Source organism: Nonomuraea sp. NPDC050536 (assembly GCF_044457685.1).
In the GTDB taxonomy this organism is placed as follows: domain Bacteria; phylum Actinomycetota; class Actinomycetes; order Streptosporangiales; family Streptosporangiaceae; genus Nonomuraea.
In genome coordinates, this window is sequence record NZ_JBITHD010000009.1 from 191,898 (window position 1) to 218,535 (window position 26,638).

Sequence of the window (26,638 nt, forward strand, 5' to 3'; positions counted from 1 at the left end):
GTGACCAGACTCCTCCTCCGCTTCGCGATCTCCATGGCGATCCTCGTGACCGCCTCGTTCGCGCTCATCCACCTCGTGCCGGGCGACCCCGTGCGGGCCGCCCTGGGCACGACCGCGCCCGCCGACCTGGTGGAGGCACGCCGCGCCGCCCTCGGCCTGGACCGCCCGCCGGCCGAGCAGTTCCTGCGCTACGCGCGCGGGCTGCTCAGCGGCGACCTCGGCCGTTCCATCGGCTCCGACGTGCCCGTCTCCACCATCATCGCCGAGCGGCTTCCCGCCACGCTGCGCCTGTCGCTGCTCGCCTCGGGGGTCACCCTCGTCGTCGCCATCCCGCTCGGCCTCACGATGGCGGTCCTCACGTACGGCGGGCGGCGGCGCGCCGTGGAACTCGCCTTCACCGGCGTGACCGGCGTGTTCGCCGCGATCCCCGAGTTCCTGCTCGCCGTCGGGCTGGTCTTCGCCTTCGCCGTCTGGCTCAAGTGGCTGCCCGTCGCGGGCCGGGCGGGCCCGGACTCCTACGTCCTGCCGGTGCTCGCCCTCGCGCTCGGCCCGATCGCCGGACTGTCCAGGGTCGTGCGCGTGGACGCACTGAACGTGCTCGACCAGGACTACATGCGGACCGCCCGCGCCAAACGGCTGCCCGCCCGGCTGCTCTACCTGCGCCACGCGCTGCCGAACGTGCTCACCTCCGCGCTGACCATCGCCGGCATGCTGCTCGTCGGCCTGATCGCCGGCACCGTGCTGGTGGAGACGGTGTTCGCCTGGCCGGGCCTGGGCTCCACGATCGCGCAGTCCATCCAGCAGAAGGACTACCCGCTCGTGCAGGGCATCGTGCTCGTCTACGGCAGCGCGGCGCTGCTGGCCAACCTGCTGGTCGACACCACGCTCGCCGCGCTCGGCCGCCCGGGAGGGCTGAGATGAGAACCGTACTCGGCGCCGCCGCCGTGACCGCCGTCGCCCTGCTCGCCGCCGTGGCCGTGCTCGGCCCCGCGGTGTGGGGCGGCGTGGCCGCCCACGTCGACATGGACGCCGCGCTCCAGCCGATCGGCGCCGGCCACCTGCTCGGCACCGACGACCTGGGCAGGGACGTCCTGGCCCGCGTCGTGGTCGCCACCCGGCTCTCGGCCGGGCTGGCCCTGTCCGCCACGCTCATCAGCCTCGCGCTCGGGCTCGTCGCGGGCGGCCTGCCGTCCGTGCTCGGTGTGCGCGGCGGGCGGTTGGTCACCGCTTCCATCGATCTGGCCATGACCTTCCCCGGGCTGCTGCTGGTGCTCGCGCTGGCCGTCATCTTCGGCGCCGGGGCCACCGGCGCCGTGCTCGCCATCGGGGTGGCCGGCGCGCCCTCGTTCGCCAGGCTCACCAAGAACCTGGCCGCGACCGTCGCCACCCAGGACTACGTCTCGGCAGCCCGCCTGTTCGGCGTGGGGCGGGCGCGGCTGCTCGTGCGCCACGTGCTGCCGAACATCGCGCAACCGCTCGTCGTCAACGCCGCCATCGGCGCGGGACAGGCGCTGCTCGCCTTCGCCGGCCTGTCGTTCCTGGGGCTCGGCGTGCAGTCACCCGCCTACGACTGGGGCAGGCTGCTCGACGAGGGGCTGCCCAACATCTACGGCAACCCCGCCGCCGCGCTCGGCCCGGCCGCGGCCATCGTCCTGGCCGGCGTCGCGTTCTCGCTGGCCGGCGAGGCACTGGCCCAGACCTTCGGCGTACGGCGCAGCCGCCACCCCGGCCCATCCACGCCCGCCCCGACGCCGCCCGCCGTAGGGCCCGGCATCCCGTCGGCAGAGCTGTCTGCGGGGGAGTCCGTCGTGCGGGTGGCGGGGTTGACGGTGTCCGTGCCCGCCGAATCGGGATATGTCGCCGTTGTCGATGGTGTCTCCTTCGAGATCGAGCCAGGTGAGCGCGTCGGGCTGGTGGGGGAGTCCGGCTCCGGCAAGAGCCTGACCGCGCTCGCCCTCGCCGGCCTGACCCCGGCCGACGTGCGGGCGAGCCGCCTCCAGGTCGCCGGGACCGACCTGCTCGCCACCACGGGCCGCAGGCGGCGGCGCTCGCTCGGCGCCTCGCTGTCCATGGTGTTCCAGGACCCGATGACCTCGCTGAACCCCGCGCTGCGCGTCGGACGGCAGCTCGCGGAGGTCTCACAGGTGCACCACGGGCTGTCGCGCCCCGCCGCGCTCGCCCGCGCCGTGGACCGCCTGCGGGGCGTCCACATCCCCGCACCGCGCCACCGCGCCCGCCAGTACCCGCACGAGCTGTCCGGCGGCATGCGGCAACGCGTCATGATCGCCATGGGGCTGATGGGCGAGCCCCGGCTCGTCATCGCCGACGAGCCCACGACCGCGCTCGACGTGAGCGTCCAGCGCCGAATCCTGCGCCTGCTGCGCGACCTGAGCCGCGAATCCGGCGCCGCCCTGCTGCTCATCTCCCACGACATCGCCGTCATCGAGCGCACCTGCGCCCGCGTCCTGGTCATGTACTGCGGCACCGTGGTCGAGGACCTCCCGGTCGAACGGCTGGCCAAGGGCGCGCTGCATCCCTACACGCGCGCCCTGCTGGCCGCGGTGCCCGCCATGACGACCGACCGCGCGCTGCCCCTGGCCACCATCCCCGGCAGGCAGCCACCGCCGGGACAGCGTCCCGAGGGCTGCCCCTTCGCCGCGCGCTGCGCGCACGCCGACGAGCGGTGCCTGCGCGAGCGCCCCCCGATGACCCGCCACGACGGCTCCCACTCGGTGGCCTGCTGGCATCCGCGTATCCCGGAGGTAGCGCATGAGCACGCTTGAGTTCCGCCGCCTGTCCGTGCGCGTCGGCAGAGGACGCCACGCCTTCACCGCGGTCAGCGAGGTCGACCTGCTGGTGCCGGACGGCCAGGTCCTCGGGCTGGTCGGCGAGTCCGGCTCGGGAAAGTCCACCCTGGCGCGCGCCGCGGTCGGCCTTCTCCCCGCGGACGCGGGCGCGATCCTCATCGGCGGCGGGGGCAGGGCCCAGCTCGTCTTCCAGGATCCCTACTCCTCACTCGATCCCCGGATGACCGTCGGCGCCTCCATCGCCGAGGCCCTGCCTTCGGTCGGCCGTACCGGCAGAGCAGACCGGGCGCACCCGCCGGCCGGGCGAGTCGGCAGAGCGGAGCGGGAGCGGGAGGTGCGGCGGGTGCTGGAGCTGGTGGATCTGGAGCTGGGGCTGGCGGCGGCACGGCCAGGGGAGCTGTCCGGCGGACAGCGTCAGCGGGTCGCGCTGGCGCGGGCGCTGGCGGCGCGGCCGGACGTGCTCGTCGCCGACGAGATCACCTCCGCACTGGACGCCTCCGTGCAGGGGACGGTGCTGAACACGGTCCGCCGCCTGCAGCGGGACCTGCGGCTGAGCATGCTGTTCATCTCCCACGACCTGGCCGTCGTGCGCTACGTCAGCGACCTGGTCGCGGTCATGCACCTGGGCAGGATCGTCGAATGCGCGCCCACGGACGAGCTGATGGAACGCCCCCGGCACCCCTACACCAGGATGTTGCTCGAGTCGGGCACGGCGCTGGACGCGGACGAACCCGACGAGGTGGAACCCCCCGATCCGCGCGACCCGCCCGCCGGATGCCGCTTCCACACCCGCTGCCCTCTCGCGCGGGAGCTGTGCGGGCAGGCCGACCCGCATGAGAGCGCGCACGCACGCCCGCACCGGGTGGCCTGCCACTACGCCGGCTGACGGTGATTGACCACCGGCTCGATCCGCCCCCGGCCTCCGGCGCCGATCACGTACATGCGCTCGAACTGGGCGACGGCCGTGTCCACATGCCGGGGCACCAGCCGCAGCAGGGTGCCGACCGCGGGCGCGGGACCCTCGACCTCCAGGTGTTCCTGTGACGGCCGCCCGACGCGCAGCTCGGGGTGACCCGCCACGGCCGCATGGGGACGTCCCGCGTCGACGCCGATCGCGGTCAGGCCCGCGTCCAGGGTGAACCGGTCCGCGCTCGGCCGGCTCACCACCCGGGCGAGCACGCTGACGGCGGGCGTGAACGTGTCGCCCAGCCGCTCGACGGTCAGCAGATCGCTGTAGACGACCGTGCCGGGCCCCAGCGTCAGCAGCCGCGCCCAGCGCCCCGGCAGCGGATGCCGCAGCACCGCCTGGAACGTCGCGGTGCTGCCCGCCACCACCTCCCCTACTGGGTGCCCCGCACGCTCCAGCGCCTCGGTCAACGCGAGCAGCTCGCGCATGCCCTGCTCAACCCGGCCGTCCGGCGCGCCGGACAGATGGCCGTCGTAGGTGTGCACGCCCCGCAGCTCGATGCCGCGTCCGGCGAGGGCGCCGGCCACGCCGAGCGCCCGCGCGTGATCGCCCACCGGGACGCCGGTGCGCACCATCCCCAGGTCCACGTCAAGGAACGCGCCCAGCGGCCCGCCGGTCCACCCCTCCAGCGCCTCGACGGTGTCGACCAGGACAGAAACCCGCGCCGCCGGGTACGCCGCGGCCAGCTCGGCCGCCCGCCGCCGGGCCGGGCCCAGGGCGGGGAAGGCGAGCAGCACGTCGGGCACCCCCACGGCCAGCGCGGCGGCCACCTCGGCGGTCGTCGAGGCTTTCATCCTGGTCAGTCCGCGCTCCCGCAGCCGCGCGATCGCCCACGCCGAGCGGGCCGTCTTGACGTGCGCCCGCCACCGGCCGGGCGAGCCGATCAGCTCGATCGCGCGATCGACGTTCCGCTCCATCACGCTCTCGTCCACGACCAGCGCGGGCGTGGGGACCGCCGCCCAGCACGTCATGCCGGGACGAGCTCGGCCGTGAAGTGCCGCAGCGACTGGGGCGCCCGCGTGATCCGGTAACCGGAGATCGACCCGGCCCGGGCGGCGATGGCCGCGGCGCTGCGCACCACGTGCTCCAGGTGGCCGCGGGTGTAGACGCGGCGCGGCAGCGCCAGCCGGAGCAGCTCGTACGGCGCGGGCCCGTCCGGCCCGCCGAAGCTCAGCGTACCCACCTCGAAGCCGCGGATCCCGCCCTCCACGTACAGCTCGCAGGCCAGAGCCTGCGCGGGGAACCGCTCCGGCGGGACGTGCGGGAGCACCCGGCGCGCGTCGACGTACACCGCGTGACAGCCCGCCGGGCGCACGCACGGGAATCCGGCCGCCTCCAGCTCGGCGGCGAACCAGGCGGCGGTGTCCGCCCGGTGGCGCAGGTAGGCCGGGTCCGTCACCTCGACCAGCCCGCGGGCCAGCACCTCCAGGTCGCGGCCCGCCAGCCCGCCGTAGGTGGGGAAGCCCTCGGTCGCGATCAGCAGCTCCCTGCAGCGGTCGGCCAGTTCCTGCGACCGCAGCGTGATGAGGCCGCCGATGTTGGCGATGCCGTCCTTCTTGAGGCTGGCGACGCAGCCGTCGGCCAGCGCGAACATCTCCTCGGCGACCTGGCGGGGCGTGTGCGCGGCGTAGCCGGGCTCCCGCTGGGTGATCAGGTAGGCGTTCTCCGCGAAGCGGGCCGCGTCCAGGAAGAACGGCACGCCGTACCTGTCGCAGATCTCGCGGACCGCGCGGAGGTTGGCCATCGACACAGGCTGCCCGCCGCCGGCGTTGTTGGTGACCGTCACGATCACGCAGCCGACGTAGGCGCCGCCCGCCAGCAGCGACTCCAGCGCGGCCGCGTCGAGGTCCCCCTTGAACGGCTCCTTGCCGTCCAGGTCGGCGGCGGCCTCACAGGGCAGGTCGATCGCCCGTCCGCCGGCCAGCTCGACGTTGGCGCGCGTGGTGTCGAAATGCGTGTTGCTCACGCTGGCCTGGCCGGGGCGCAGCAGGCTGGAGAACAGGATGCGCTCGGCGGCCCGGCCCTGATGGGTGGGCAGCACGTGCGGGTGCCCGGTCAGGTCGCGCACCACCCGCTCGAAGCGGAAGAACGAGCGCGCGCCGGCGTACGACTCGTCGCCCAGCATCAGCGCCGCCCACTGCTCGGCGGACATCGCCCCGGTGCCCGAGTCGGTGAACAGGTCGATCGTCACCTGGTCCGCGCGCAGGCGGAACAGGTTGTAGTCGGCCGAACGCAGCGCCTCGGAGCGCTGCTCGCGGGTCAGCATGGGCAGCGGCTCTATCATCTTGATCTTGTACGGTTCCACACGGGCTCCTTCGAGGCGGGCGACGGGTTGGCCGGTCGCCCCGCGAGCGTAGGAATCCCTGCCGGGGCGGGGATTCGTACCCGCCGACGAAGAATGCGGCGCCCGGTCGTCCCCCGCTCACGAACGCCGCTCGTACAAGCGCAGGAACAGCATCGCGGCGAAGCGCTGGTCCGGATCGGCCAGGTCGATGCCGCCGATCTCGGTCAGCCGCCGCAGCCGGTAGCGGAACGTGTTGGGGTGGACGTGCACGGCCGCCGACGCGGCGGGAACGTCGCCGAAGCTGTCCAGCCACGACCGCAGGGTGGGCACCAGCCGGCCGCCGTGCGCGGCGTCGTAGGCCCGCAGCCGGTCCACCGGCCCGTCCAGGCGGTGCCCCCACGAGCCCAGCTGCTGCCACGACTCCGACAGCAGCACCTCGACGCACAGGTCGCCGATCCACCCCACCGGGCCTGAGCCGGGATCGGCGCGCAGCACGCCCACCACCCGGTCGGCGTCGGCACGCGAAGCAGGCAGCGCCGACCCGTCGCCGGCGAGGGAGCCGACGCCGATCACCCCGCGGCCGCGCTCGCCGATCCGTTCCAGGAACTCGGCGGCGATCCGCCTGGCCCGCAACGTGCCGTCCTCGGCGCGCGCGGGCAGGATGCCGTAGGCCACCTCGCCGATCAGCGCGCACGCCGAGCCGGGATGCACCGTGGACAGGTGCACCGCGAACGCGTCGGCGGCCCGGCGCCTGGCCGCCTCCCCGTCCGCGGCCCCGCCCGCGTCCCACCGCGATGTCAGCGCGTAGGCCATGACGACCGACGGCCGGTAACGGAGCCCGAGCCGGTCCAGGGCCCGGACCGCGTCGGGTCCGCCGTCCAGCGCGGCGGCCACCAGGTCGGATCGCAGCGCGCGCCCCGCGTCGCCGGTGGCCCTGTGGTGCAGCATGTGCAGCGCCACCAGCCTGCCCACCTCGGCGAAGGCCCGCAGCCGCGCCGAGGTCAGCGGGCCGTGCACGCTGGCCCAGATCGAGCCCAGGATCTCGTCCCCCGCCCGTACGGCGAGCGCCGCCCGCGCGAGCAGGCCGGGCACGCGCAGGTCGAAGTAGACGGGTCCGTCGCTGCCATAAAGCTCGGCGAACACGCCGCGCTCCTCCAGCAGCCGCAGGTACCGCTCGGGCATCTGCCGTCCCAGGATCGTCTCCACGCGGCTCTCGTCGGCCTCGTCCTGCCGCTCGGAGAAGGCCAGCACCCGCAGGCCGCGGTCCTCGATCGTCACCGGCGCGTCGAGCAGCGCGCTCACCGCGTTGGCCACGGCGAACAGATCGCCCGCCCGCACCCCGATCTCCTGCGCGCGCTCCGGCGGCGCGACCCGCGTCAGCACGGCGTGCGCCAGCGTGGCCAGCTGGATCCACGACACGCCGCGCGTCAGGCCGAGCAGCGACACCCCGCTCTCCTCCACCGCGGCCCGCACCTCCGGCGTCACGCGGATGGGAGCGCGCAGGACCAGTGCGCACGCTCGGGCCGGCGCCAGCCTTCTGAGCAGGTCGGCGGCCCTGCCGGGGCTGCGCACGCCGACGCCGAGCACCAGCGCGCCATGGGCGGGGACGAGGTCGTCGTGGGGATCCAGGACGGTGACGCCGGTGACCTCGCCGGCGGACGGCGGGTCGCCCGCCACCGGATCGAGCACCGTGGCCCCGAGTTCGTCGAGCATCCGATCAAGCGAGATCATGGCTGCCTCCAATGCGCGGGAGGCTATCCCCGGCCGGGCGTCCCCACGATCCCGCCAGCGGGTGACGCGGGGTACAGCCTGCTATACCTCGACCGGCCCAGGGGGTCCGCCCGTCAGCAGCCGCGCTCGACCTTCCACGCCTTCAGCATGGCCCGCGGCACCTTCTCCAGGCAGCCGCCTGTGTCGCCGCGGTAGACCCAGTGGCCCTTACCGACCTTGCGCCACACGTGGGGCCCGTCCTGGTAGCTGACCGGGTTGCCCTTGATCCCGATGCCGCCGATGGCCCAGTACACGTTGCCGAGCCGGCCGTAGCGGACCTGGGTGGGGCCGTCGACCTTGCTCCGTTTGAAGTCGGTCGAGTGGTTCCAGAACGCGTCGGCGAGCTGGTGGCGCACCGTCGGGGTGGCCTTGAGCACGACGGCCTCGGGCGTCTGCGCCGAGGCCGCCGCCCCGGTGACCGCGGCCAGGCCGGAGGCGAGTGTCACGCTGCTGATGGCCACGACTGCGGCCTTCCTCATCAAGCTCATGCACCGTGAGAGTGCGCACCCCACACGATTGTTGAGCTGCCCCGGGTGTGATCTGCATCACCATTCACGGGCCCTGGTAGTCGTCTGCGCCTACGAGGAGAGGCGCGGCCTGTATGACGGCCAGCAGCCGCTCCCACTCGGCGGCGATGGGCTCGGGGTCGTAGAGCCGCGAGGTCTGCCGCGCCCGGTCGCCCATCCGCCGCCGGAGGGCCGGGTCGTCCATCAGCGTGCCCAGCCCGGCGGCCAGCGCTTCGACGTCGCGCGGCGGGACGAGCAGCCCGTCGTGACCGTGGGTGAGGATCTCGCCGGGGCCGTAGGGGCAGTCGAACGACACCACCGGCACGCCCTTGCTCAGCGACTCCAGGATCGTCATCGGAAACCCCTCGTGCAGCGAGCTGAGCACGAAGATCGAGGCCCGGTCGAACTCGGCGCCGATGTCACGCGACGCCCCGGCCAGCGTGACCGTGTCACCGAGTCCGAGCTCGTCGATCAGCGCGGCCAGCGTGGCCCGCTGGGGGCCCGAGCCCACGATCCGCAGGCTCCACCCCTGATGCTCCGCCACGGTCCACGCCCACGCGCGCAGCAGCAGGTCGAAGCCCTTGACCTTGCTGAGCCGCCCGATCGCGACCACGGTCGGCCCGGTCAGCGGCGACGGCCCGCCGGACAGCGGCGGCGTCGCGTTGGGGATGCGTGCCAGGTGCCCGGGCGTCCGCGTTCCGAGCGCGACCTGGTAGTCCTTGAGGTCGGCCTCGGTCAGCGTCACCAGCGCGCTGAGCCTGCCGTACCTCCTGTTGATCAGCTTCTGTACGGCGCGCCGCTGCGTGCCGTAGCCGACGTGCTCCTGTGCGACCGTGAGCACGCCGGGCGGCGCGAGCAGCGCGGCGGCGAGGTTCAGTCCTGGACGAGTGGTGATCAGCACGCCGCCGCGCAGCCCGCGCAGGAACCGCACGAGTGCCACGTCGGTGCGCAGGTCGAACTTGTCGTAGGCCGCCTCGTCGGGCGGGATGAGGCGGCTGCGTCCGAGCGGCGAGCTTGCCGTCCGGTCGACGAGGTAGGAGACGCGGACGCCGGCGGGCAGCGGGAAGAAGGGCTGCGGCCTGGTCCTGAGCACGCTGACGATCTCCACGTCGTGCTCGGCGGCCAGGCCGCCCGCGAGGTTGAAGACGGTCCTGATGGTGCCGCCCATGCCGTTGGCGGACAGCAACAGGATCTTGACGTGGCGCGTGTCGGGCGGAACCCCTGCCCTGAGCCGGTTGTCCGCGCGCAGCAGGAACAGGCCGAGCGAGGGCAGGCGCAGCGCCAGGTAGATGGCGGCCGGGGTCACCAGGAGCGAGCCGACCGTGTCGGTGGGGTAGTGGGCGCCCAGGTAGACCCTGGCCAGCATCTGGGCCAGGACCAGCACGGCTCCCAGCGCCAGGATCAGGCGCCACCTGCTCCTGAGCAGCAAGGCGAGCGCGATCACCAGCGACAGGGTCAGGCAGACGTGGCCGCTGGGGAAGCTGTCCGCGCCCAGCTCCTGGACCAGCGCGTGTGTGGCGGGCGGCCGGGGGCGGGCCACGACCGTCTTGATGATCGAGCTCACGCCCCAGCCGGCCAGCACCACGACTCCCGCCAGCACCGCCCTGCCCGGCTTCCGCGCCAGAGCCAGACTCGCCACCAGGAGCACGACCAGGAACGTTCCCACGACGGTGCCGAAGCCGACGTTCAGCACCTGCGCCACCCCGGTCAGCCAGGGGGTGCGGGCCGACTCGACGGCGGCGGCGAGGTCACCGTCGATCGCGGTCCAGCCGGGCGTGCGCGCGGCCAGGCCCACGGCGACTGCCGTGACCAGGAGTGCCAGGGAGAGCCAGAACCTGCCGCGCCTCATGTGAGCACGGTAGGAAGTGCCCGGCAAACGCAGGCTGAGCAGCCGGTTAGCGCGGGTTTACCTTCAGCCGTCGCCGTCCTTGTCCGGGCGGCGTAGCAGGTAGGTGTCCATGATCCAGCCCTTGCGGGCGCGGGCCTCGGCGCGCAGTTCGCGGATGCGGTCGCCGACCTCGGCGACGGGCCCCGACACCAGGATCTCGTCCGGCGTGCCCAGGTAGGCGCCCCAGTAGATGTGGTGGCCGGGCAGCGCCGCGAACGAGCAGTGCGCGTCCAGCATCACCACCATGTCGTCCGCGGTTGCCCCTTGCTCGGCCAACCGCCGCCCGGTGGTCAGGTGGACCGGCCGCCCGACCCGGGTCAGTCCGATGCGGTGACGGGCGGTCAGCGCGGCCACGCTGCTGATCCCCGGGATGACCTCGTACTCGAAGGTGACGTTCGCGCGCCGCAGGATCTCCTCGACGATGGCCAGCGTGCTGTCGTAAACGCCCGGATCGCCCCAGACCAGGAACGCCCCGGTCTCGTCGTCGCCCAGCTTCCGGATGAGCGCCTCGCAGGCCACCGCCCGGCGCGCGCGCCAGTCCGCCACGGCCTCGGTGTAGGCGGCGGCGCTCCTGTCCCGCTCGGGGTCGCGCGCCTCGGCGATCCGGTACGGCGCGCGGCCGTGCTCGTGGATCAGGTCCTGCCGCAGCTGGACCAGCTCCTGCTTGACCTCGCCCTTGTCCACGACGAGGAACACGTCCGTGGCGGCGATCGCCTTGACCGCCTGGAGGGTGAGGTGATCGGGGTCCCCGGCGCCGATGCCGATGATGAGTAGCCGCTTCACCGAACAGAGTGTGCCAGAGTGCGCGCTATACGATATCGCTGCCCAAACCACCCAAGGAGGACCGTGAACCTGGCCGAGCTGGGCGAGGGATTCGCCGCGTTCTGGCAGGAGCGTCACCTGTGCACGCTCGCCACCGCCCGTCCCGGCCTGCCGCCGCACGTGGTGCCGGTGGGCGCGACCCTCGACCTGGACACCGCCACGGCCCGGGTGATCACGTCGGGGACGTCGGCCAAGGCGCGGCTCATCGGCGAGGCGGGCGCGCTGGTCGCGCTCAGCCAGGTGGACGGGCGCCGCTGGTCCACGCTGGAGGGCAGGGCGATCGTGCGCGCCGAGCCTGAGCAGGTCGCCGACGCCGAGCGACGCTACGCCGCCCGCTACAAGCCGCCCAGGGCCAACCCGAGGCGAGTGGTGGTGGAGATCCAGGTGACCCGTGTGCTGGGCAACGTGTGATCACGGTCGTCGGCATCGGCGCTGACGGCTGGGACGGCCTCCCTGAAGCGTCCCGCCAGGCCCTGCGCACCGCCGAGGTCGTCATGGGCGCCTCCCGGCAGCTGGACCTGCTGCCCGCCGAGGCGTACGCGCCGTCTGAGCGGGTGGTGTGGCCGTCGCCGTTGCTGCCGGAGCTGCCCGGGCTCCTCGAGCGGTATGCGGGGCGGGCGACCTGCGTGCTGGCCAGCGGGGATCCGATGTTCTACGGGATCGGCGCCACGCTGGTGCGCCTGCTGGGGGCCGAGCGGGTCCGGGTGTTGCCGCATGTGTCGTCGCTGTCGCTGGCCTGCGCCAGGCTCGGCTGGCCGGTCGAGCAGGTGGACGTGGTGAGCCTGGTGGGGCGCCCGCTGTCCGCGCTGAACGCGGCCGTGCTGCCGGGGCGGCGGCTCGTGGTGCTCGGCGCGGGCCTCGACGCGCCCGCACGAGTCGCCGGGCTGCTGGCGGAGCGCGGATACGGTCCGAGCGTCATGACCGTGCTCGGCGACCTCGGCTCGGCCACCGAGTCCGCGCTGCGGGGGACCGCGGGCGAGTGGTCCGGGCCCGCGCCCTCAGCCCTGCACGTGATCGCCGTCGAGTGCGCCGCCGCGCCGGATACCCGGCCGCGTGCCCGCGTTCCCGGCCTGCCCGACGACGCCTTCGAGCACGACGGCCAGCTCACCAAGCGGGAGGTGCGCGCGGTGAGCCTGTCACGGCTCGCGCCGCTGCCCGGCGAGCTGCTGTGGGACGTGGGCGCGGGTGCGGGCAGCATCGCCATCGAATGGATGCGCAGCCACCCGGCGTGCGCCGCCGTCGCCGTAGAGAGCCACACCGACCGTGCCGCGGCCATCCGCCGCAATGCCGACACACTCGGGGTGCCCGGGCTGCGGGTCGTCGAGGGCAGGGCACCAATCGCGCTGGACGGCCTGCCCACGCCCGACGCCGTCTTCGTCGGCGGCGGCCTGACGGCCGACGGGCTGCTCGAACGCTGCTGGTCCGCGCTGAGGCCCGGCGGCCGCCTGGTGGCCAACGCCGTGACCCTGGAGTCCGAGGCGCTCATCACCTCCTGGTACGGCAGGCTCGGCGGAGACCTGGTCCGCGTGGCCGTCCAGCGGGCCTCGCCCGTCGGCTCGTTCACCGCCTGGCGCCCCGCGATGCCGGTCACCGTATGGACCCTCACGAAGGAGACAACGCTGTGACCGTGTACTTCATCGGGGCGGGGCCCGGGGCCGCGGACCTGATCACGCTGCGCGGGCTGGAGCGGCTGCGCTCCTCGCCGGTGTGCCTGTACGCGGGCTCGCTGGTGCCGGTCGAGCTGCTGGAGTCCTGCCCGCCCGGCGCCAGGCTGGTGGACACCGCGAACCTGACGCTCGACCAGATCGTTGCGGAGCTGGCCGCCGCCTACCGTGCGGGGCTGGACGTGGCACGGCTGCACTCCGGTGACCCGTCGGTGTTCAGCGCGGTGGCCGAGCAGCTGCGCCGCCTGGACGCGCTGGGCGTGCCGTACGAGATCGTCCCGGGAGTGCCCGCCTTCGCGGCGGCGGCGGCCTCGCTGGGCAGGGAGCTGACCGTGCCGGGCGTCGGCCAGACGGTCATCCTGACGCGTACGTCGGCGCGGGCGACGCCGATGCCCGAGGGCGAGGACCTGACGACGCTGGGCGCGAGCGGGGCGACGATGGTGCTGCACCTGGCCGTGCAGCGGATCGACGCGGTGGTGGCGGAGCTGCTGCCGTCCTACGGCGCGGACTGCCCGGTGGCCGTGGTGGCCCGGGCGAGCAGGGCCGACGAGGTGATCCTGCGCGGAACCCTGGCCGGCATCGCGGCCAAGGTGCACGAGGCAGAGATCAGGCGCACCGCCGTGATCGTGGTCGGCCGGGTGCTGGCGGCCGGGGAGTTCCCCGACAGCCACCTCTACAGCGCGCACCGGGACAGGTCGTGCGGCGCGTCCTGATCCTGGGCGGCACCGCGGAGGCCAGAGCGCTGGCGGCCGAGCTGCTCGGACACTGTCACGTGGTGTCGTCGCTGGCGGGGAGGGTGACCAACCCGCGGCTGCCGGTCGGGGAGGTGCGCGAGGGCGGCTTCGGCGGCCCGGACGGCCTGGCCGCGTGGCTGGCGGCCGAGCGGATCGACGCGATGGTGGACGCCACGCACCCGTTCGCCGCCCGGATGTCCGCCTCGGCGGCCGAGGCGTCGGCGACGAACGGTGTGCCGCTGCTGACGCTGCGGCGGCCCGGCTGGCGGGAGGGGCCGGGCGACGCCTGGGAGCGGGTCGGGTCCCTGCGGGCCGCCGCGGACCTGCTCGGTCACGGCGACCGGGTGTTCCTCACCACCGGGCGGCGCAGCCTGCCGGTGTTCACCGTCCTGCCCGGGGTGTGGCTGCTGGCCAGGTCGGTCGATCCGCCCGATCCGCCCGTCCCCGGCAACGTGCACGTGCTGCTGGACCGCGGGCCGTACACCCTGGAAGGCGAGCTGGCGCTCATCCGCGAGCACCGGCTGGACGTGCTGGTCACCAAGGACAGCGGCGGCTCGATGACGACCGCCAAGCTGTTGGCGGCCCGTGAGCTGGGGCTGCGGGTGATCATGGTCGACCGGCCGCCGCCGCCCGCCGGCGTCCGGCTGGTGGAGAGCGTGGCGGAGGCGGCGGTCTGGGCTCAGGGGTAGCGGCGCGGCGTGTAGACCTGGCCGGTGCCGGTCACCCGGGTGGTCGAGGAGCCGATGATCAGCAGGCAGCGCATGTCCACCTGGGCGGGGTCGAGCTCGCCCAGGGTGGTGACGGTGAGGCTCTCCTCGGGGCCGCCCACGTCGCGGCCGACGACCACCGGTGTGTCCGGGTCGCGGTGTTCGAGCAGCAGGTCACGGGTGGCGGCCAGCTGCCAGGTGCGGCTCTTCGAGGCCGGGTTGTAGATCGCCAGCACCAGGTCGGCCCGGGCGGCGGCGGCGATCCGGTCGGCCACCACCTCCCACGGCTTGAGCAGGTCCGACAGCGACAGCACGCAGTAGTCGTGGCCGAGCGGCGCGCCGATCCTGCTCGCCACCGCCTGCGCGGCTGTCAGCCCGGGGACGATCCGCACCGGTACGTCGGGGAAGTCCGCCGCGGCCTCCAGCACCGCGCTGGCCATGGCGAACACGCCGGGGTCGCCCGACGACACCACCGCGACCCTCGCCCCCTCGCGCGCCAGCTCAAGCGCGTGCCTGGCGCGCTCGGCCTCGACCCGGTTGTCCGTACGGTGGCGGCGCTGGCGCGGGTTCGGCGCCACCCTGTCCACGTAAGGGCCGTATCCGACCAGGTCGGTGGCCGCCGCTAGCGCCTCCTGCGCCTCGGGCGTGAGCCACGGCCGCCCGGCAGGCCCCAGCCCCACCACGGCGACCTCGCCCGTGCTGCTTGAAGCCTGAGGTGACGGCACGAACGTGCGCTCTGCCGGGCTGGCCAGCAGCGCCAGCGAAAAGTACGGCACGCCCTCGGCGTCCACGTCCTTCAGCGGCGCCACCCGCTCGGCGCCCATCGTGGCCCGCTCGACGTACCAGGCGTCGTCCAGCCGGCCCGCCTCGGCCAGCGCGTCGCGCACCTTGCCGAACGTGCGGCCCAGCTTGAGCACCGCCGCCGAGTCGGTGCCGCGCAGCCGCTCGGCCAGCACCTCGCCCGGCAGCGTCCCCGGCAGTACGGTGAGCACCTCGTCCCGCTCGACCAGCGGCCGTCCCAGCACAGCCGAGGCGGCGCTGACCGACGTGACGCCGGGCACCACCTCGGTCGGATACCGGTGCGCCAGCCGCTTGTGCAGATGCATGTAGGAGCCGTAGAACAGCGGGTCGCCCTCGCTCAGCACCACCACGGTCCGCCCCGCGTCCAGGTGCGCGGCCAGCCGCTCGGCGCAGTCGGCGTAGAAGTCGTCCAGCGCCCCCTGGTAGCCGCCCGGATGGTCGGTCGTCTCCGTCGTCAGCGGGTAGAGCAGCAGCTCCTCGACCTGCCCCGCTTTCATGTACGGCAGCGCGATGGAGCGGGCGATGCTGCGCCCGTGCCTGGCGGCGTGATAGGCGATCACGTCGGCCTCGCCGATCAGCCGGGCCGTCTTCACCGTGACCAGCTCGGGATCGCCGGGGCCGAGCCCGACGCCGTACAGCCGTCCCGTCAACGCCATCACTCCGTCTCGCTGGCGATGGCGTTGACCGCCGCCGCCGTCATGGCACTGCCGCCGCGACGGCCGTGCACCACCAGATACTCCAGATCGCTGTCCGCGAGCGCCCGCTTGGACTCGGCCGCGCCGATGAAGCCCACCGGCACGCCCAGCACCGCGGCGGGCCGTCCCGCGCCCTCGGCGACCAGCTCCAGCAGCCGGAACAGCGCCGTCGGCGCGTTGCCGATCGCCACCACCGCGCCCTCCAGCCGGTCGCGCCACAGCTCGAGCGCCGCCGCGCTGCGCGTCGTCCCCAGCTGTACGGCGAGCTCGGCCACCCCGGGGTCGCCCAGCGTGCACACCACGTCGTTGTCCGCGGGCAGCCTGCGCCTGGTGACGCCGGAGGCGACCATCATGGCGTCGCACAGCACGGGCGCGCCGGCGTCCAGCGCCTGCCTGGCGCGGGCGACCACGCCCGGCGACCAGTCCAGGTCGCCGACCAGGTCGGTCATGCCGCATGCGTGGATCATCCTGACCGCGACGCGCGCCACGTCGGGCGGCATCCCGGTCAGGTCGGTCTCGGCGCGGATCGTGGCGAAGGAACGCCGGTAGATCTCGGCGCCATCGCGGATGTAGTCGGTCACCTGTATCCGTTCTCGGTGGCCACCCGCTGGGTGACCGTTCCTCGGGGAAGCCCGCAGCGCCGCTCGCACCCGGACCAGTGCAGGCGGGTCTCCTGGGCCCGCTGCTGGGTGCCCACCCATGCGCGGGCATCGGCTTGCACGTCGGCCAGCGCCTTGGCACACCCCGGCCGCCCGGTGCACGCCGTCACACCGACCCACGGGGATCCGGAGTCGGTCACCAGCCCAGCGGCTTCCAGTGCCTGCGTCACCTGCCCGACGTCGTCGAGGTCGAGCAGCATCACGGTCCGCCACGGCGTCAGCCGTACCGCGACATCGGCGGCGCCCAGCGCACGGGCCTGATCAGGGGACAGCCGCCCGAGCGGCGCCACCACCTCCAGCGCCGCCCGCCCGTCCCGCTGAGCGATGCCACCCGCACGCGGCGGCGATGCCTGAGTGTTCTCCGGGCCGGCACGCAGATCCGGCGGCCACACCGTGAGCCCCATGCGGGCGGCGACCGTGGCGGCCCCACCGGGCACCTCCGCGATCCGCCACGCATCCCCGCGCACGTCCAGAAACGCCTCAGCCGCCGCGATCATCACCGCCACCGCCCCGGCGATCGCAGCGGTGCCGCAGGTCATACCTGCCAGAAGGAGTTGTCCTGATGCGTAGGTGACGTCGGCGGTGAGGGACGTGACGTCGTTCGTGCCGTCGTCCACCGCGAACAGGAAGCGGCCCGGAAGCCCGGCCAGTCGGGGAGTCGCGCATAGGGCCCGGTCCAGCGATTCCACCAGCGGCTGCGGATCCAGCGCACCGGAGGGACCGCGGCCGCCTAACGGGGAGGCCACGATGTTGCGGACCCGCTCGTGTGAGGCCGACGGCAGCAGCCCCGCCGCGGCCATCCGTGAGGCGAACACCTCGGGGGAGCGCAGCCCGCGGACCTGGACGTTGGCCCGGGAGGTGAGCTCGATCACGCCCGAGCCGAGCTCATCCGCGCAGGTGGCCAGCTCGAGCAGTTGCCCCGCCGAGATCGCCCCGCCCGGCACGCGGACCCGGGCCATCGGCCCGTCTGCCGCCTGGTGCACCTGGAGCGCCCCCGGACAGGCGTCAGGACCTAAACGTCCGGAAAAGTCGGCTATGGACACGAAGGGGATCGTAACGCCACTTCGCTGTAGGCTCCTCCGTAGGCGATGGCAAGGGAGGAAGCCGGTGAGAAACCGGCGCGGTCCCGCCACTGTGACCGGGAAGCGAACCCCACCGCAGGCCACTGCCCGGAAACGGGCGGGAAGGCCGGGGTGAGCGTTGATCCGGGAGCCAGGAGACTCCTGCCGTCGCGACACCCGCGAACGGGGCGAGGACCCCGAGGGAGGACCCTGCCGTGCCTGGCGTGCTGCTGCTCTCCACCTCTGACACCGATCTGTTAAGCGCCCGCGCCGGCGGCGCCGACTACCGCCTGGGCAACCCCGCCAGGCTGGCCGCAGGTGATCTGCCAGAACTGCTCGAAGGCATCGACCTGGTCGTGGTCCGCCTGCTGGGCGGCAGGCGGGCCTGGGAGGAGGGGCTCGACGCGCTGCTGGCCGGGCCGCGCCCGGTGGTGGTGCTGGGTGGCGAGCAGGCGCCGGACGCCGAGCTGATGGAGCTGTCCACGGTCAGCGGGGGCGTCTGCGCCGAGGCGCACGCCTACCTGGCCCACGGCGGTCCCGCCAACCTGGCCGAGCTGCACGCCTTCCTGTCCGACACCGTCCTGCTGACCGGCCGCGGCTTCGCCCCACCCGCCCCCGCCCCCTCCTGGGGTGTGCTGCAACGCGAGCCACACCGCAAGGACCCGGTGACCGGCGAGCCGGAGGGCGAGTCGCGCAGTGAGGGCTCGCTGATCGGCGTGCTGGGGGGCGAGTCGCGCGGTGAGGGGCCGGTGGTCGGGGTGCTTTACTACCGGGCGCACCATATGGCGGGCAACACCGCCTTCGTCGAGGCGCTTTGCCGGGCGATCGAGGAGGCGGGCGGACGGGCGCTGCCGGTCTTCTGCTCCTCTCTGCGCACCGCCGAGCCGGGACTCCTCGACACCCTGCGCGCCGCGGATGCGCTCGTGGTGACCGTACTGGCGGCAGGAGGCACCCGCCCGGCGACGGCCGGAGCGGGCGGCGACGACGAGGCGTGGGACGTCGGCGCGCTGGCCGAGCTGGACGTGCCGATCCTGCAGGGACTCTGCCTGACCACCAGCAGGCAGGCCTGGGAGGCCAACGATGACGGCCTGTCGCCGCTGGACGCGGCCTCGCAGGTGGCGATCCCCGAGTTCGACGGCCGGATCATCACGGTGCCGTTCTCGTTCAAGGAGATCGACCGGGACGGGCTGACGGTCTACGTCGCCGATCCCGAGCGGGCGGCCAGGGTGGCGGGCATCGCCGTACGGCACGGCCTGCTCAGGCACACCCCGCCCGCCGAGCGGCGCCTGGTCGTGATGCTGTCGGCGTACCCGACCAAGCACTCGAGGATCGGCAACGCGGTCGGGCTGGACACCCCGGCCAGCACGGTCAGGCTCCTGGCCAGGCTCGAGGAAGCGGGCTACGACCTGGGGCCGGGGGGTGGGTCCCTCGGAGAGGGGGGCGGGAGAAACACAGTGTTCCCCGAGGACGGCGACGCGCTGATCCACGCGCTGATCGCGGCGGGCGGGCAGGACCAGGACTGGCTGACCGAGGAGCAGCTCGCGGCCAACCCGGTGCGCATCCCGGCCGCCGCCTACGAGCAGTGGTACCGCACGCTGCCCGCCGACCTGCGCGAGGGGATCGAGCGGCACTGGGGGCCGCCGCCCGGCGAGCTGTTCGTGCACGATGGCGACATCGTGCTGGCCGCGCTCCGCGCCGGGAACGTCGTGGTGATGGTGCAGCCGCCGCGCGGCTTCGGCGAGAACCCGATCGCCGTCTACCACGACCCCGACCTGCCGCCCAGCCACCACTACCTGGCCGCCTACCGCTGGCTGTCGTCGGGGGGCGGGGAAAGCACAGGTTTCGGCGCGCATGCGATGATCCACGTCGGCAAGCACGGCAACCTGGAGTGGCTGCCCGGCAAGTCCGCGGGCCTGTCGGCCTCGTGCGCCGCCGACGCCGCGATCGGGGACCTGCCGCTGGTCTACCCGTTCCTGGTCAACGACCCGGGCGAGGGCACCCAGGCCAAGCGGCGCGCGCACGCCGTGCTCGTGGACCACCTGGTGCCGCCGATGGCCAGGGCCGAGACCTACGGCGACATCGCCAGGCTCGAGCAGCTGCTGGACGAGCACGCCTCCATCGCCGCCATGGACCCGGCCAAGCTGCCGGCGATCCGGGCGCAGATCTGGACCCTCATCCAGGCCGCCCGCCTCGACCATGATCTCGGGCTGGCCGATCGGCCGCACGACGCCGAGTTCGACGAGCTCATCCTGCACGTGGACGGCTGGCTGTGCGAGGTGAAGGACGCCCAGATCCGCGACGGCCTGCACGTGCTCGGCCAGGCGCCTTCCGGCCCGGCGCGGGTCGACCTGGTGCTGGCGATGCTGCGCGCCCGTCAGATGTGGGCGGGCCGTACGGCGTTGCCGGGCCTGCGCGAGGCGCTCGGCCTCAGGGAGGACGGCGGCGCGGCGCTGAAGGACGTGGACCGGGTGGAGGCGACATCCCGCGCACTAGTGGAGGCGATGGAGGCACGAGCCTGGAACCCGGCCGCCGCCCCCGAGGTGGCGGCCATGGTCCTGGATGGTGGCCCCGAGTCGCGGGAGCTCGTGGCGGAAATCCTGAGGTTCGCCGCCACGGAGGTGGTTCCGCGGCTTGACCGGACCACCGACGAGCTCGACCACGTGCTGCACGCGCTCGACGGCGGCTACGTGCCCGCCGGCCCGAGCGGCTCGCCGCTGCGCGGCCTGGTCAACGTGCTGCCGACCGGCCGCAACTTCTACTCCGTCGACCCGCGCGCCGTACCCTCCCGGCTGGCCTGGGAGACCGGCCAGGCCATGGCCGACTCGCTGCTCGAGCGCTACCGCGCCGACCACGGCGACTGGCCCCGCTCGGTCGGCCTGTCGGTGTGGGGCACGAGCGCGATGCGCACGGCAGGCGACGACGTGGCCGAGGTGCTGGCCCTGCTGGGCATCCGTCCCGAGTGGGACGAGGCGTCGAGAAGGGTCACAGGCCTGCGCCCCATCCCGCCGGCCGAGCTGGGCCGCCCCAGGATCGACGTGACGGTCCGCATCAGCGGCTTCTTCCGCGACGCCTTCCCGCACGTGGTGGTCATGCTCGACGACGCTGTACGGCTGGCCGCCGCGCAGCCCGAGCCCGACGCGGACAACTACGTGCGCGCCCACGTCAACGAGCCGGGAGGCTCCGCGATGCGCATCTTCGGGTCGGCCCCGGGCGCGTACGGAGCCGGGCTGCTGCCGCTGATCGACAGCCGCAACTGGCGCGACGACGCGGACCTAGCCGAGGTCTACGCCGTGTGGGGCGGCTACGCCTATGGCCGCGACCTGGACGGCGTGGCCGCCCGCCCGCAGATGGAGGACGCCTACCGCAGGATCGCGGTGGCCGCCAAGAACGTCGACACCCGCGAGCACGACATCGCCGACTCCGACGACTACTTCCAGTACCACGGCGGCATGATCGCCACCGTGCGGGCGCTGACCGGCAGGTCCCCGGCCGCCTACGTGGGCGACAGCACCCGCCCCGACGCGGTAAGGACCAGGACGCTGTCGGAGGAGACCTCGCGGATCTTCCGTGCCCGGGTGGTCAACCCGCGCTGGCTGGCCGCGATGCGCAGGCACGGCTACAAGGGCGCCTTCGAGCTGGCCGCGACGGTGGACTACCTGTTCGGCTACGACGCCACTACAGGCGTCATGGCCGACTGGATGTACGACAAGCTCACCGAGGCGTACGTGCTCGACCCGGAGAACCAGGCGTTCATGGCCCAGTCGAATCCGTGGGCGCTGCACGGCATCGCCGAGCGGCTGCTCGAGGCGGCCGATCGCGGCATGTGGCAGCACCCCGATCCGGAGGTCCTGCGCGGGCTGCGGGAGGTCTACCTCAAGACGGAGGGCGACCTGGAGGACGACACCAGCCGCTGAGCCGCCCAGGGCGTGCCCGCCCAGTGCAGGTGCAGGTAGGACGCGGTGACCCGCGGGTCACCGTGCCCGTCCGATCCGCCCTCCCAGGCGAACAGCGGCTCCGCGGCGAGCCGCACCGCGGTGCGGTGGAACTCGTGGCCGCGGTAGCGCTCGCCGCGCCGGGTCAGCGGCGAGTCCTTGAGCGCCACGGCGTCCCGGTAGCCGAGCGTGAGCCGGTCCGTCATGCGCGCCCTGCCAGGCACCCTGCCGCACATCCGCCGGCCGTCCAGCTCCTGGCACAGGTAGAGCAGCCCGGCGCACTCGGCGGCGATCGAGCCGGGGAAGGCGGCGATCTCCTGGCGCAGCGGCTCGTTGGCGGCCAGCTCGGCCGCGTACACCTCGGGGAAGCCGCCGCCGATCACCAGCGCGGCGGTCCCCTCGGGGAGGCGCTCGTGCCTGAGCGGATCGAACACCGCCACGTCAGCCCCGGCGGCGCGCAGCAGCTCGACGTGCTCGGCGTACCCGAACGTGAACGCGGCCCCGCCCGCCACCGCCACCACGGTCCGGCCCTCAGCCGGCGGCCCGGGGCTCCACGGTTCGACCGGGAGCGCGGGGGCCGAGGCGGCCAGCCGTACCAGGGCGTCCAGGTCGCACGAGCGGGACACCAGCGCCGCGAGCCGGTCGACGGCCCGCACCGCCTCGGACTCGCGCTCGGCGGCGGGGACGAGCCCCAGGTGGCGAGAGGGCGTGGCGACCGCGTCGTCGCGGCGGATCGCGCCCAGCACCGGCACACCTGCCTCGGCCAGCGCCGCCCGGCACAGCTCCTCGTGCCTGTCGGAGCCCACCCGGTTGAGCACCACCCCGCCCACCGTGACGCGCGGGTCGAAGGTGGCGAAACCATGCACCACCGCCGCCACGGACCGGCTCTGCCTGGCCGCGTCCACGACCAGCACCACCGGGGCCTCGAGCAGCCTGGCCACGTGCGCGGTCGAGGCGAAGTCCGTCTCGCCCCGGCCGTCGAACAGGCCCATCACGCCCTCGACCACCGCCACGTCGCAGCCCGCCGCGCCGTACCCGAACAGCGGGGCGACCAGGTCCTCACCGACGAGCCACGGGTCCAGGTTGCGGCCGGGACGGCCGGTGGCCAGCGCGTGGTAGCCGGGATCGATGTAGTCGGGGCCCACCTTGTGCGGCGAGACCCGCAGCCCGCGCGCCCGCAGCGCGGCCATCAGGCCGGTCGCCACGGTCGTCTTGCCGCTGCCCGAGGACGGCGCGGCGATCACGAGCCGGGGTACTACCACTCGATGCCCTTCTGCCCCTTCTGCCCGGCGTCCATGGGGTGGCGTACCTTGGCCATCTCCGTCACCAAGTCGGAGGCCTCGACCAGCCGCTCGGGCGCGTCCCTGCCGGTGATCACCACGTGCTGGTTGCCCGGCCGCCCGGACAGCGTCTCAAGCACGTCGTCCAGGTCCAGCCAGCCCCACTTCAGCGGGTAGGTGAACTCGTCGAGCACGTAGAACCGGTACGTCTCGGCCGCCAGGTCCCGCTTGATCTGCTCCCAGCCCTCGCGGGCGTCGGCCGCGTGGTCCTCCTCGGTGCCGGGCCGCTGGATCCACGACCAGCCCTCGCCCATCTTGTGCCAGGTCACCGGGCCGCCCTCGCCCGTCTCGCCGAGCACCCGCAGCGCCCGCTCCTCGCCGATGCGCCACTTGGCCGACTTCACGAACTGGAACACGCCGATCGGCCAGCCCTGGTTCCACGCCCGCAGCGCCATCCCGAAGGCGGCCGTGGACTTGCCCTTGCCCGGGCCGGTGTGCACGATCAGCAGCGGCCGCGCGCGGCGCTGCCGGGTGGTGAGGCCGTCTTCCGGCACGACGGCCGGCTTGCCCTGCGGCATCCTCAGCCTGCCTTCCTGTAGTTGGGCTGGTCGGTTCTGTGGTCGCGGACGACCGAGCCGAGGTCGGTCAGCGCGTCGAGGGGGAGGAGCCTGGCGCCCATCCGGGCCGCCAGCCCGGCCGCGAGGCCGAGCCGGACCGGGCCGCTCTCGCAGTCGACGACGACGCTCGCCGTACCCGCCAGCAGCGCGGCCGCCCGCTCCGCGTCGCCGCCGTGCGTGGCCCGCCCGTCGGTCACCAGCACCACCAGCGGACGGCGAGCCGGATCCCGCAGCCGCTCCACCCGCAGCACCTGCGCAGCCCGCGTCAGCCCCGCCGCCAGCGGGGTCCGCCCGCCCGTCGGCAGCGACCGCAGCCGCGCCGCGCCCGCCTCCACCGACGACGTCGGCGGCAGCGCCACCTCCGCCGACGTGCCGCGGAACGTCACCAGCCCCACCTTGTCGCGCCGCTGGTAGGCGTCCAGCAGCAGGCTGAGCACCGCCGCCTTCACCGCCCCCATCCGCCGGCGCGCCGCCATCGAGCCGCTCGCGTCCACCACGAACAGCACGAGATTCCCCTCCCGGCCCTCGCGCCGCACCTCCCGCAGATCGCCCGCCCGCAGCTCCAGCCCTCGGCCGCCGCGCCCTCTGTCCTTCTGGTACGGCGCGGCCGCCAGCACCGTGGCCGCCACGTGCACGTCGGTGACCTTCGCCCCCGGCCGCCGCGAACCCACGGCCCGCCCTCCGGCGCCCTTCGACCGGGACCGCCGCCCCGCCGCCCCCTCGCCCACCCCGGGCACCTCCAGCAACGGCACCCGATGCGTCGCCCCGGCCACGACCACCGTCCCGGGCACGTTCATCTCCGGATCACCCTGGTCGCGGCCGGTGCCGCCATCCGCCCGCATGCCCGCTTCGGGATTCTCGCCCTGGCCGCTGCCCGGCTCCGTCCCCGCACCGCGGTCCGCCTCCCCGCCGCGCGGCTGGTCGGGCGCGGGGTCCGCCTGCCCGTCGCGCGGCGCCTGGCCGGGCCCGCGGTCCGTCACCCCTTCCTGATGCCCGTCGTCGGGGGCCTGGTCGTGGGCTCGGTCGTCTCCCGCCGAACCGGGGGAGGTATCGTCTCCCGGGCCGGGGGGCGGGGAGCCGTCCGGGCCGGGCGGCGGGTCGTCGGGGTCGTCGTCTCCTGAGGTGCGGTCGAGCAGTTCGTCGAGCAGCGCCTCGTCCAGCCCCGGCGCGTCGAACGGGTCGCGCCGCCGCCGGTGCGGCAGCGACAGCCTGGCCGCCGCCCGTACGTCCGCCACCGTGACCGCGTCCCGCCCCAGCCAGGCGGCATGCGCGATGGCGGCGTTGGCGGTCACCAGGTCCGCCCGCAGGCCGTCCACCTCGAACGCGGCGCACACCGCCGCGATCTGCCGCAGCCGCGCATCGGGCAGCCGCACGTCCGGCACCCGGACCCTGGCCTGCACGATCCTGGCCGCCAGCGCCGACTCCTCGCCCGCCCACCGGTCCGCGAATCCCTCGGGATCGGCGTCGAAGGCCAGCCGCCGCCTGACCACCTCGGCCCGCTCCCCGGGATCCCGGGACGCCCGCACCTCGACCGTCAGCCCGAACCGGTCGAGCAGCTGCGGCCGCAGCTCGCCTTCCTCCGGGTTCATGGTCCCCACCAGCAGGAACCGGGCGGCATGCCGTACCGACACCGAGTCGCGCTCGACGTAGCAGATGCCCAGGGCGGCCGCGTCGAGCAGCAGGTCGACGAGATGGTCGTGAAGCAGGTTGACCTCGTCCACGTAGAGCACCCCGCGGTGGGCGGCCGCCAGCAGCCCCGGCTCGAACGCCTTCACGCCCTCGGTCAGGGCCCGTTCCACGTCCAGCGATCCGGACAGCCGATCCTCGGTCGCCCCCACCGGTAACTCGACGAGCGCCGCCGGACGGGTCAGCCCGGCACCGCCGGGCTCGTGCGGCCCGTCGGGGCAGCGCGGATCGGGCGCCGCGGGATCACACGCGAACCGGCAGCCCGGCACCACCTCCACGGCGGGCAGCTGGGCGGCCAGTGCGCGGACGACCGTGGACTTCGCGGTCCCCTTCTCGCCCCGCACCAGGACGCCGCCCACCCGCGGCGACACGGCGTTCAGCAGCAGGGCCAGCTTCAGGTCCGCGAGCCCGACGACCGCGCTGAAGGGATAGGTGACGATCACGGGACGAGCCTCCGGTTGACATGGGCGACCCGCCAGCCGTCACGCGAGACGGCCAGCCCGGTCGTGGACAGCGGCGCGACATCGAACCGCCCGGCCCGCACCGGATCCAGCCCCAGCGCACGCCCGATCGCCGCACGGACGACTCCCGCATCACACACCACCACCCCACCACCGGAGCCCTCCACGTCGCGCACCCCGTCGAGCCAGTCCGCCACCCGCGCCGCGAGGGACCCCAGGCTCTCGCCGCCGTGCGGCGCCGCGTCCGGATCGCTCAACCACCGCGCCAGGGCCTCCGGCTCCTGCTCGGCGACCTTCGCGTACGGCAGGCCGGTCCACCGCCCGAAATCCGCCTCGCCCAGCGCGGGAACCACGCACGGCTCGAACCCCAGCGCGACCGCGGTCTGCCCGGCCGCCCGCCCGGGTCCGACCCATGCCATCCCATCCGAAGCCCCTGTCAGGGCCCCGGCCCGAGCGGCAGCACGGGCCAGGCTCGCGGGATCGGCTTCCGAGTCCGGGTCAGGGAAGCAGGCCGCCCGCATACCGGGCGTGCCGGCCTGCCGTACGAACAGCACCACCCGGCTCAGACCGGAACGGCCGCGCGACGGCGCACGGCCCGGTCGCAGAGCCAGCCGAACAGCACGCCGAAAGCCGTCCAGAACACCAGCTGCGTCCCCAGCGAGGCGACCCTGAACTGCCACAGCAGCGTCGCAGGGAAGTCCGCGGGCACCTCGTTGACCGCAGGCAGCAGCTGCCACGCGGCGATCACCGGCACCAGGAACGCCGCCACACCGGCCGCCCAGCGCGCCCACGGCCCGGCGGTGACGCGCCGGGCCGTGGCCACCGCGATCGCCGTCGCCGCCAGCCCGACCAGCACCATCACCACGTAGAGCAGCGTCCGGCCGTTGATCGTGTCCGGATCGCCGACCGCCGGGGGATTGGCCGGATACTTCACGAACGGAACAAGGATGATCGCCACGAAGGCCATCCCGGCGGCGGCGAGCGCCAGCCCGCCCTCCGAGCGGGGCCCCACCCGGCCGCGCAGACCGGCGTACACCAGGGCGAAGATCCCGCCCACCGCCAGCCCGTACAGCCCGGTGGCCAGGAACAGCCCCGCCTTCTGCCCGGGCCGGCTCACGAGCTCCTCCTCGCCGTGGTCGTGCCCGGCGGGAGCCTCGTGAGCGGCGTGCGCCTCCTCCAGGGCGATCGCGCTGTCGACGCGCGGCTCACCGAAGACGAAGGCGAACCCGCCCGCGACGAGTCCGGCCAGCAGGCCCACGAGCAGGCCCCTGACCAGCAGGGTGCGAATCATGCCCGC

At 74.2% G+C, this 26,638-nt stretch carries 22 protein-coding genes and 1 riboswitch; of the genes, 8 read left to right on the top strand and 14 right to left on the bottom strand.

Translation table 11 applies throughout. The features are described 5' to 3' along the window. The 3 genes from ACIBHX_RS25630 to ACIBHX_RS25640 are packed head-to-tail and all read left to right on the top strand — an operon-like array spanning position 1 to position 3,693. Entirely contained in the window at positions 1-921 is a 921-nt protein-coding gene (locus ACIBHX_RS25630; RefSeq protein WP_397069766.1) for an ABC transporter permease, read from the top strand. After that, the gene (locus ACIBHX_RS25635; RefSeq protein ID WP_397069767.1) at positions 918-2,783 is read left to right on the top strand and encodes a dipeptide/oligopeptide/nickel ABC transporter permease/ATP-binding protein; all 1,866 of its coding nucleotides are present in this window, start codon (positions 918-920) and stop codon (positions 2,781-2,783) included. Before ACIBHX_RS25630 ends, ACIBHX_RS25635 begins: the two co-directional genes overlap by 4 nt. Next, on the top strand, positions 2,770-3,693 hold the full coding sequence (locus ACIBHX_RS25640; protein WP_397069768.1) for an ABC transporter ATP-binding protein: 924 nt from the start codon (positions 2,770-2,772) through the stop codon (positions 3,691-3,693). The genes ACIBHX_RS25635 and ACIBHX_RS25640 overlap by 14 nt, the downstream gene beginning before the upstream one ends. Here ACIBHX_RS25640 and ACIBHX_RS25645 read toward each other — a convergent pair. From ACIBHX_RS25645 to cobF, 6 genes are all read right to left on the bottom strand, one after another. Further along, complete coding sequence (locus tag ACIBHX_RS25645; RefSeq protein ID WP_397069769.1) at positions 3,681-4,745, bottom strand: alanine racemase; 1,065 nt, start codon at positions 4,743-4,745, stop codon at positions 3,681-3,683. The genes ACIBHX_RS25640 and ACIBHX_RS25645 overlap by 13 nt on opposite strands. After that, positions 4,742-6,079, bottom strand: coding sequence for a tryptophanase (locus ACIBHX_RS25650; protein WP_397069770.1), 1,338 nt, complete (start codon positions 6,077-6,079; stop codon positions 4,742-4,744). The genes ACIBHX_RS25645 and ACIBHX_RS25650 overlap by 4 nt, the downstream gene beginning before the upstream one ends. Before the next feature lie 117 nt (positions 6,080-6,196). Further along, entirely contained in the window at positions 6,197-7,789 is a 1,593-nt protein-coding gene (locus ACIBHX_RS25655; RefSeq protein ID WP_397069771.1) for a PucR family transcriptional regulator, read from the bottom strand. A gap of 113 nt (positions 7,790-7,902) precedes the next feature. Next, a complete protein-coding gene (locus ACIBHX_RS25660) occupies positions 7,903-8,316 on the bottom strand; it encodes a hypothetical protein (RefSeq protein ID WP_397069772.1) in 414 nt (137 codons plus the stop codon). Positions 8,317-8,380: 64 nt separating this feature from the next. After that, entirely contained in the window at positions 8,381-10,183 is a 1,803-nt protein-coding gene (locus ACIBHX_RS25665; protein WP_397069773.1) for a glycosyltransferase, read from the bottom strand. A gap of 63 nt (positions 10,184-10,246) precedes the next feature. Beyond that, positions 10,247-11,005 (bottom strand): precorrin-6A synthase (deacetylating), encoded by a 759-nt coding sequence (gene cobF, locus ACIBHX_RS25670; RefSeq protein WP_397069774.1) that lies wholly within the window; start codon positions 11,003-11,005, stop codon positions 10,247-10,249. Between the two features lie 63 nt (positions 11,006-11,068). Here cobF and ACIBHX_RS25675 point away from each other — a divergent pair, with 63 nt between their 5' ends. Genes ACIBHX_RS25675 through ACIBHX_RS25690 form a run of 4 tightly spaced genes read left to right on the top strand, consistent with a single transcriptional unit; the run spans position 11,069 to position 14,131 of the window. After that, positions 11,069-11,455 (top strand): pyridoxamine 5'-phosphate oxidase family protein, encoded by a 387-nt coding sequence (locus tag ACIBHX_RS25675; RefSeq protein WP_397069775.1) that lies wholly within the window; start codon positions 11,069-11,071, stop codon positions 11,453-11,455. After that, a complete protein-coding gene (cbiE, locus tag ACIBHX_RS25680; protein WP_397069776.1) occupies positions 11,452-12,669 on the top strand; it encodes a precorrin-6y C5,15-methyltransferase (decarboxylating) subunit CbiE in 1,218 nt (405 codons plus the stop codon). The genes ACIBHX_RS25675 and cbiE overlap by 4 nt, the downstream gene beginning before the upstream one ends. Next, positions 12,666-13,421 carry a precorrin-4 C(11)-methyltransferase gene (gene cobM / locus ACIBHX_RS25685; protein WP_397069777.1) on the top strand — a complete coding sequence of 252 codons (756 nt, stop codon included), beginning with the start codon at positions 12,666-12,668 and terminating at the stop codon, positions 13,419-13,421. Before cbiE ends, cobM begins: the two co-directional genes overlap by 4 nt. Further along, a complete protein-coding gene (locus tag ACIBHX_RS25690; RefSeq protein ID WP_397069778.1) occupies positions 13,406-14,131 on the top strand; it encodes a cobalt-precorrin-6A reductase in 726 nt (241 codons plus the stop codon). Before cobM ends, ACIBHX_RS25690 begins: the two co-directional genes overlap by 16 nt. Here ACIBHX_RS25690 and cobJ read toward each other — a convergent pair. From cobJ to cobG, 3 genes are read right to left on the bottom strand one after another with little or no spacing between them, the layout of a single operon-like run. Then, positions 14,122-15,600 (bottom strand): precorrin-3B C(17)-methyltransferase, encoded by a 1,479-nt coding sequence (gene cobJ, locus ACIBHX_RS25695; protein WP_397069927.1) that lies wholly within the window; start codon positions 15,598-15,600, stop codon positions 14,122-14,124. The genes ACIBHX_RS25690 and cobJ overlap by 10 nt on opposite strands. A gap of 5 nt (positions 15,601-15,605) precedes the next feature. After that, complete coding sequence (locus ACIBHX_RS25700) at positions 15,606-16,226, bottom strand: precorrin-8X methylmutase (RefSeq protein WP_397069779.1); 621 nt, start codon at positions 16,224-16,226, stop codon at positions 15,606-15,608. Further along, positions 16,223-17,347 carry a precorrin-3B synthase gene (gene cobG / locus ACIBHX_RS25705; RefSeq protein ID WP_397069780.1) on the bottom strand — a complete coding sequence of 375 codons (1,125 nt, stop codon included), beginning with the start codon at positions 17,345-17,347 and terminating at the stop codon, positions 16,223-16,225. The genes ACIBHX_RS25700 and cobG overlap by 4 nt, the downstream gene beginning before the upstream one ends. An 11-nt stretch (positions 17,348-17,358) precedes the next feature. Then, positions 17,359-17,546, top strand: a riboswitch (cobalamin riboswitch). Between the two features lie 34 nt (positions 17,547-17,580). Between cobG and cobN the strand changes: the two genes are divergently transcribed. Further along, a complete protein-coding gene (cobN, locus tag ACIBHX_RS25710; RefSeq protein ID WP_397069782.1) occupies positions 17,581-21,279 on the top strand; it encodes a cobaltochelatase subunit CobN in 3,699 nt (1,232 codons plus the stop codon). Here the strand turns inward: cobN and ACIBHX_RS25715 are convergent. From ACIBHX_RS25715 to ACIBHX_RS25735, 5 genes are read right to left on the bottom strand one after another with little or no spacing between them, the layout of a single operon-like run. Continuing rightward, positions 21,234-22,559: a cobyrinate a,c-diamide synthase gene (locus ACIBHX_RS25715; protein WP_397069783.1), complete on the bottom strand. Its 1,326-nt coding sequence runs from the start codon at positions 22,557-22,559 to the stop codon at positions 21,234-21,236. The genes cobN and ACIBHX_RS25715 overlap by 46 nt on opposite strands. Further along, positions 22,553-23,155 (bottom strand): cob(I)yrinic acid a,c-diamide adenosyltransferase, encoded by a 603-nt coding sequence (gene cobO, locus ACIBHX_RS25720; protein ID WP_397069784.1) that lies wholly within the window; start codon positions 23,153-23,155, stop codon positions 22,553-22,555. The genes ACIBHX_RS25715 and cobO overlap by 7 nt, the downstream gene beginning before the upstream one ends. Before the next feature lie 2 nt (positions 23,156-23,157). Next, a complete protein-coding gene (locus tag ACIBHX_RS25725) occupies positions 23,158-25,320 on the bottom strand; it encodes a VWA domain-containing protein (RefSeq protein WP_397069928.1) in 2,163 nt (720 codons plus the stop codon). Then, entirely contained in the window at positions 25,320-25,862 is a 543-nt protein-coding gene (locus ACIBHX_RS25730; RefSeq protein ID WP_397069929.1) for a histidine phosphatase family protein, read from the bottom strand. The genes ACIBHX_RS25725 and ACIBHX_RS25730 overlap by 1 nt, the downstream gene beginning before the upstream one ends. Positions 25,863-25,903: 41 nt before the next feature. Next, positions 25,904-26,632: a CbtA family protein gene (locus ACIBHX_RS25735; RefSeq protein WP_397069785.1), complete on the bottom strand. Its 729-nt coding sequence runs from the start codon at positions 26,630-26,632 to the stop codon at positions 25,904-25,906. Positions 26,633-26,638 lie beyond the last annotated feature (6 nt).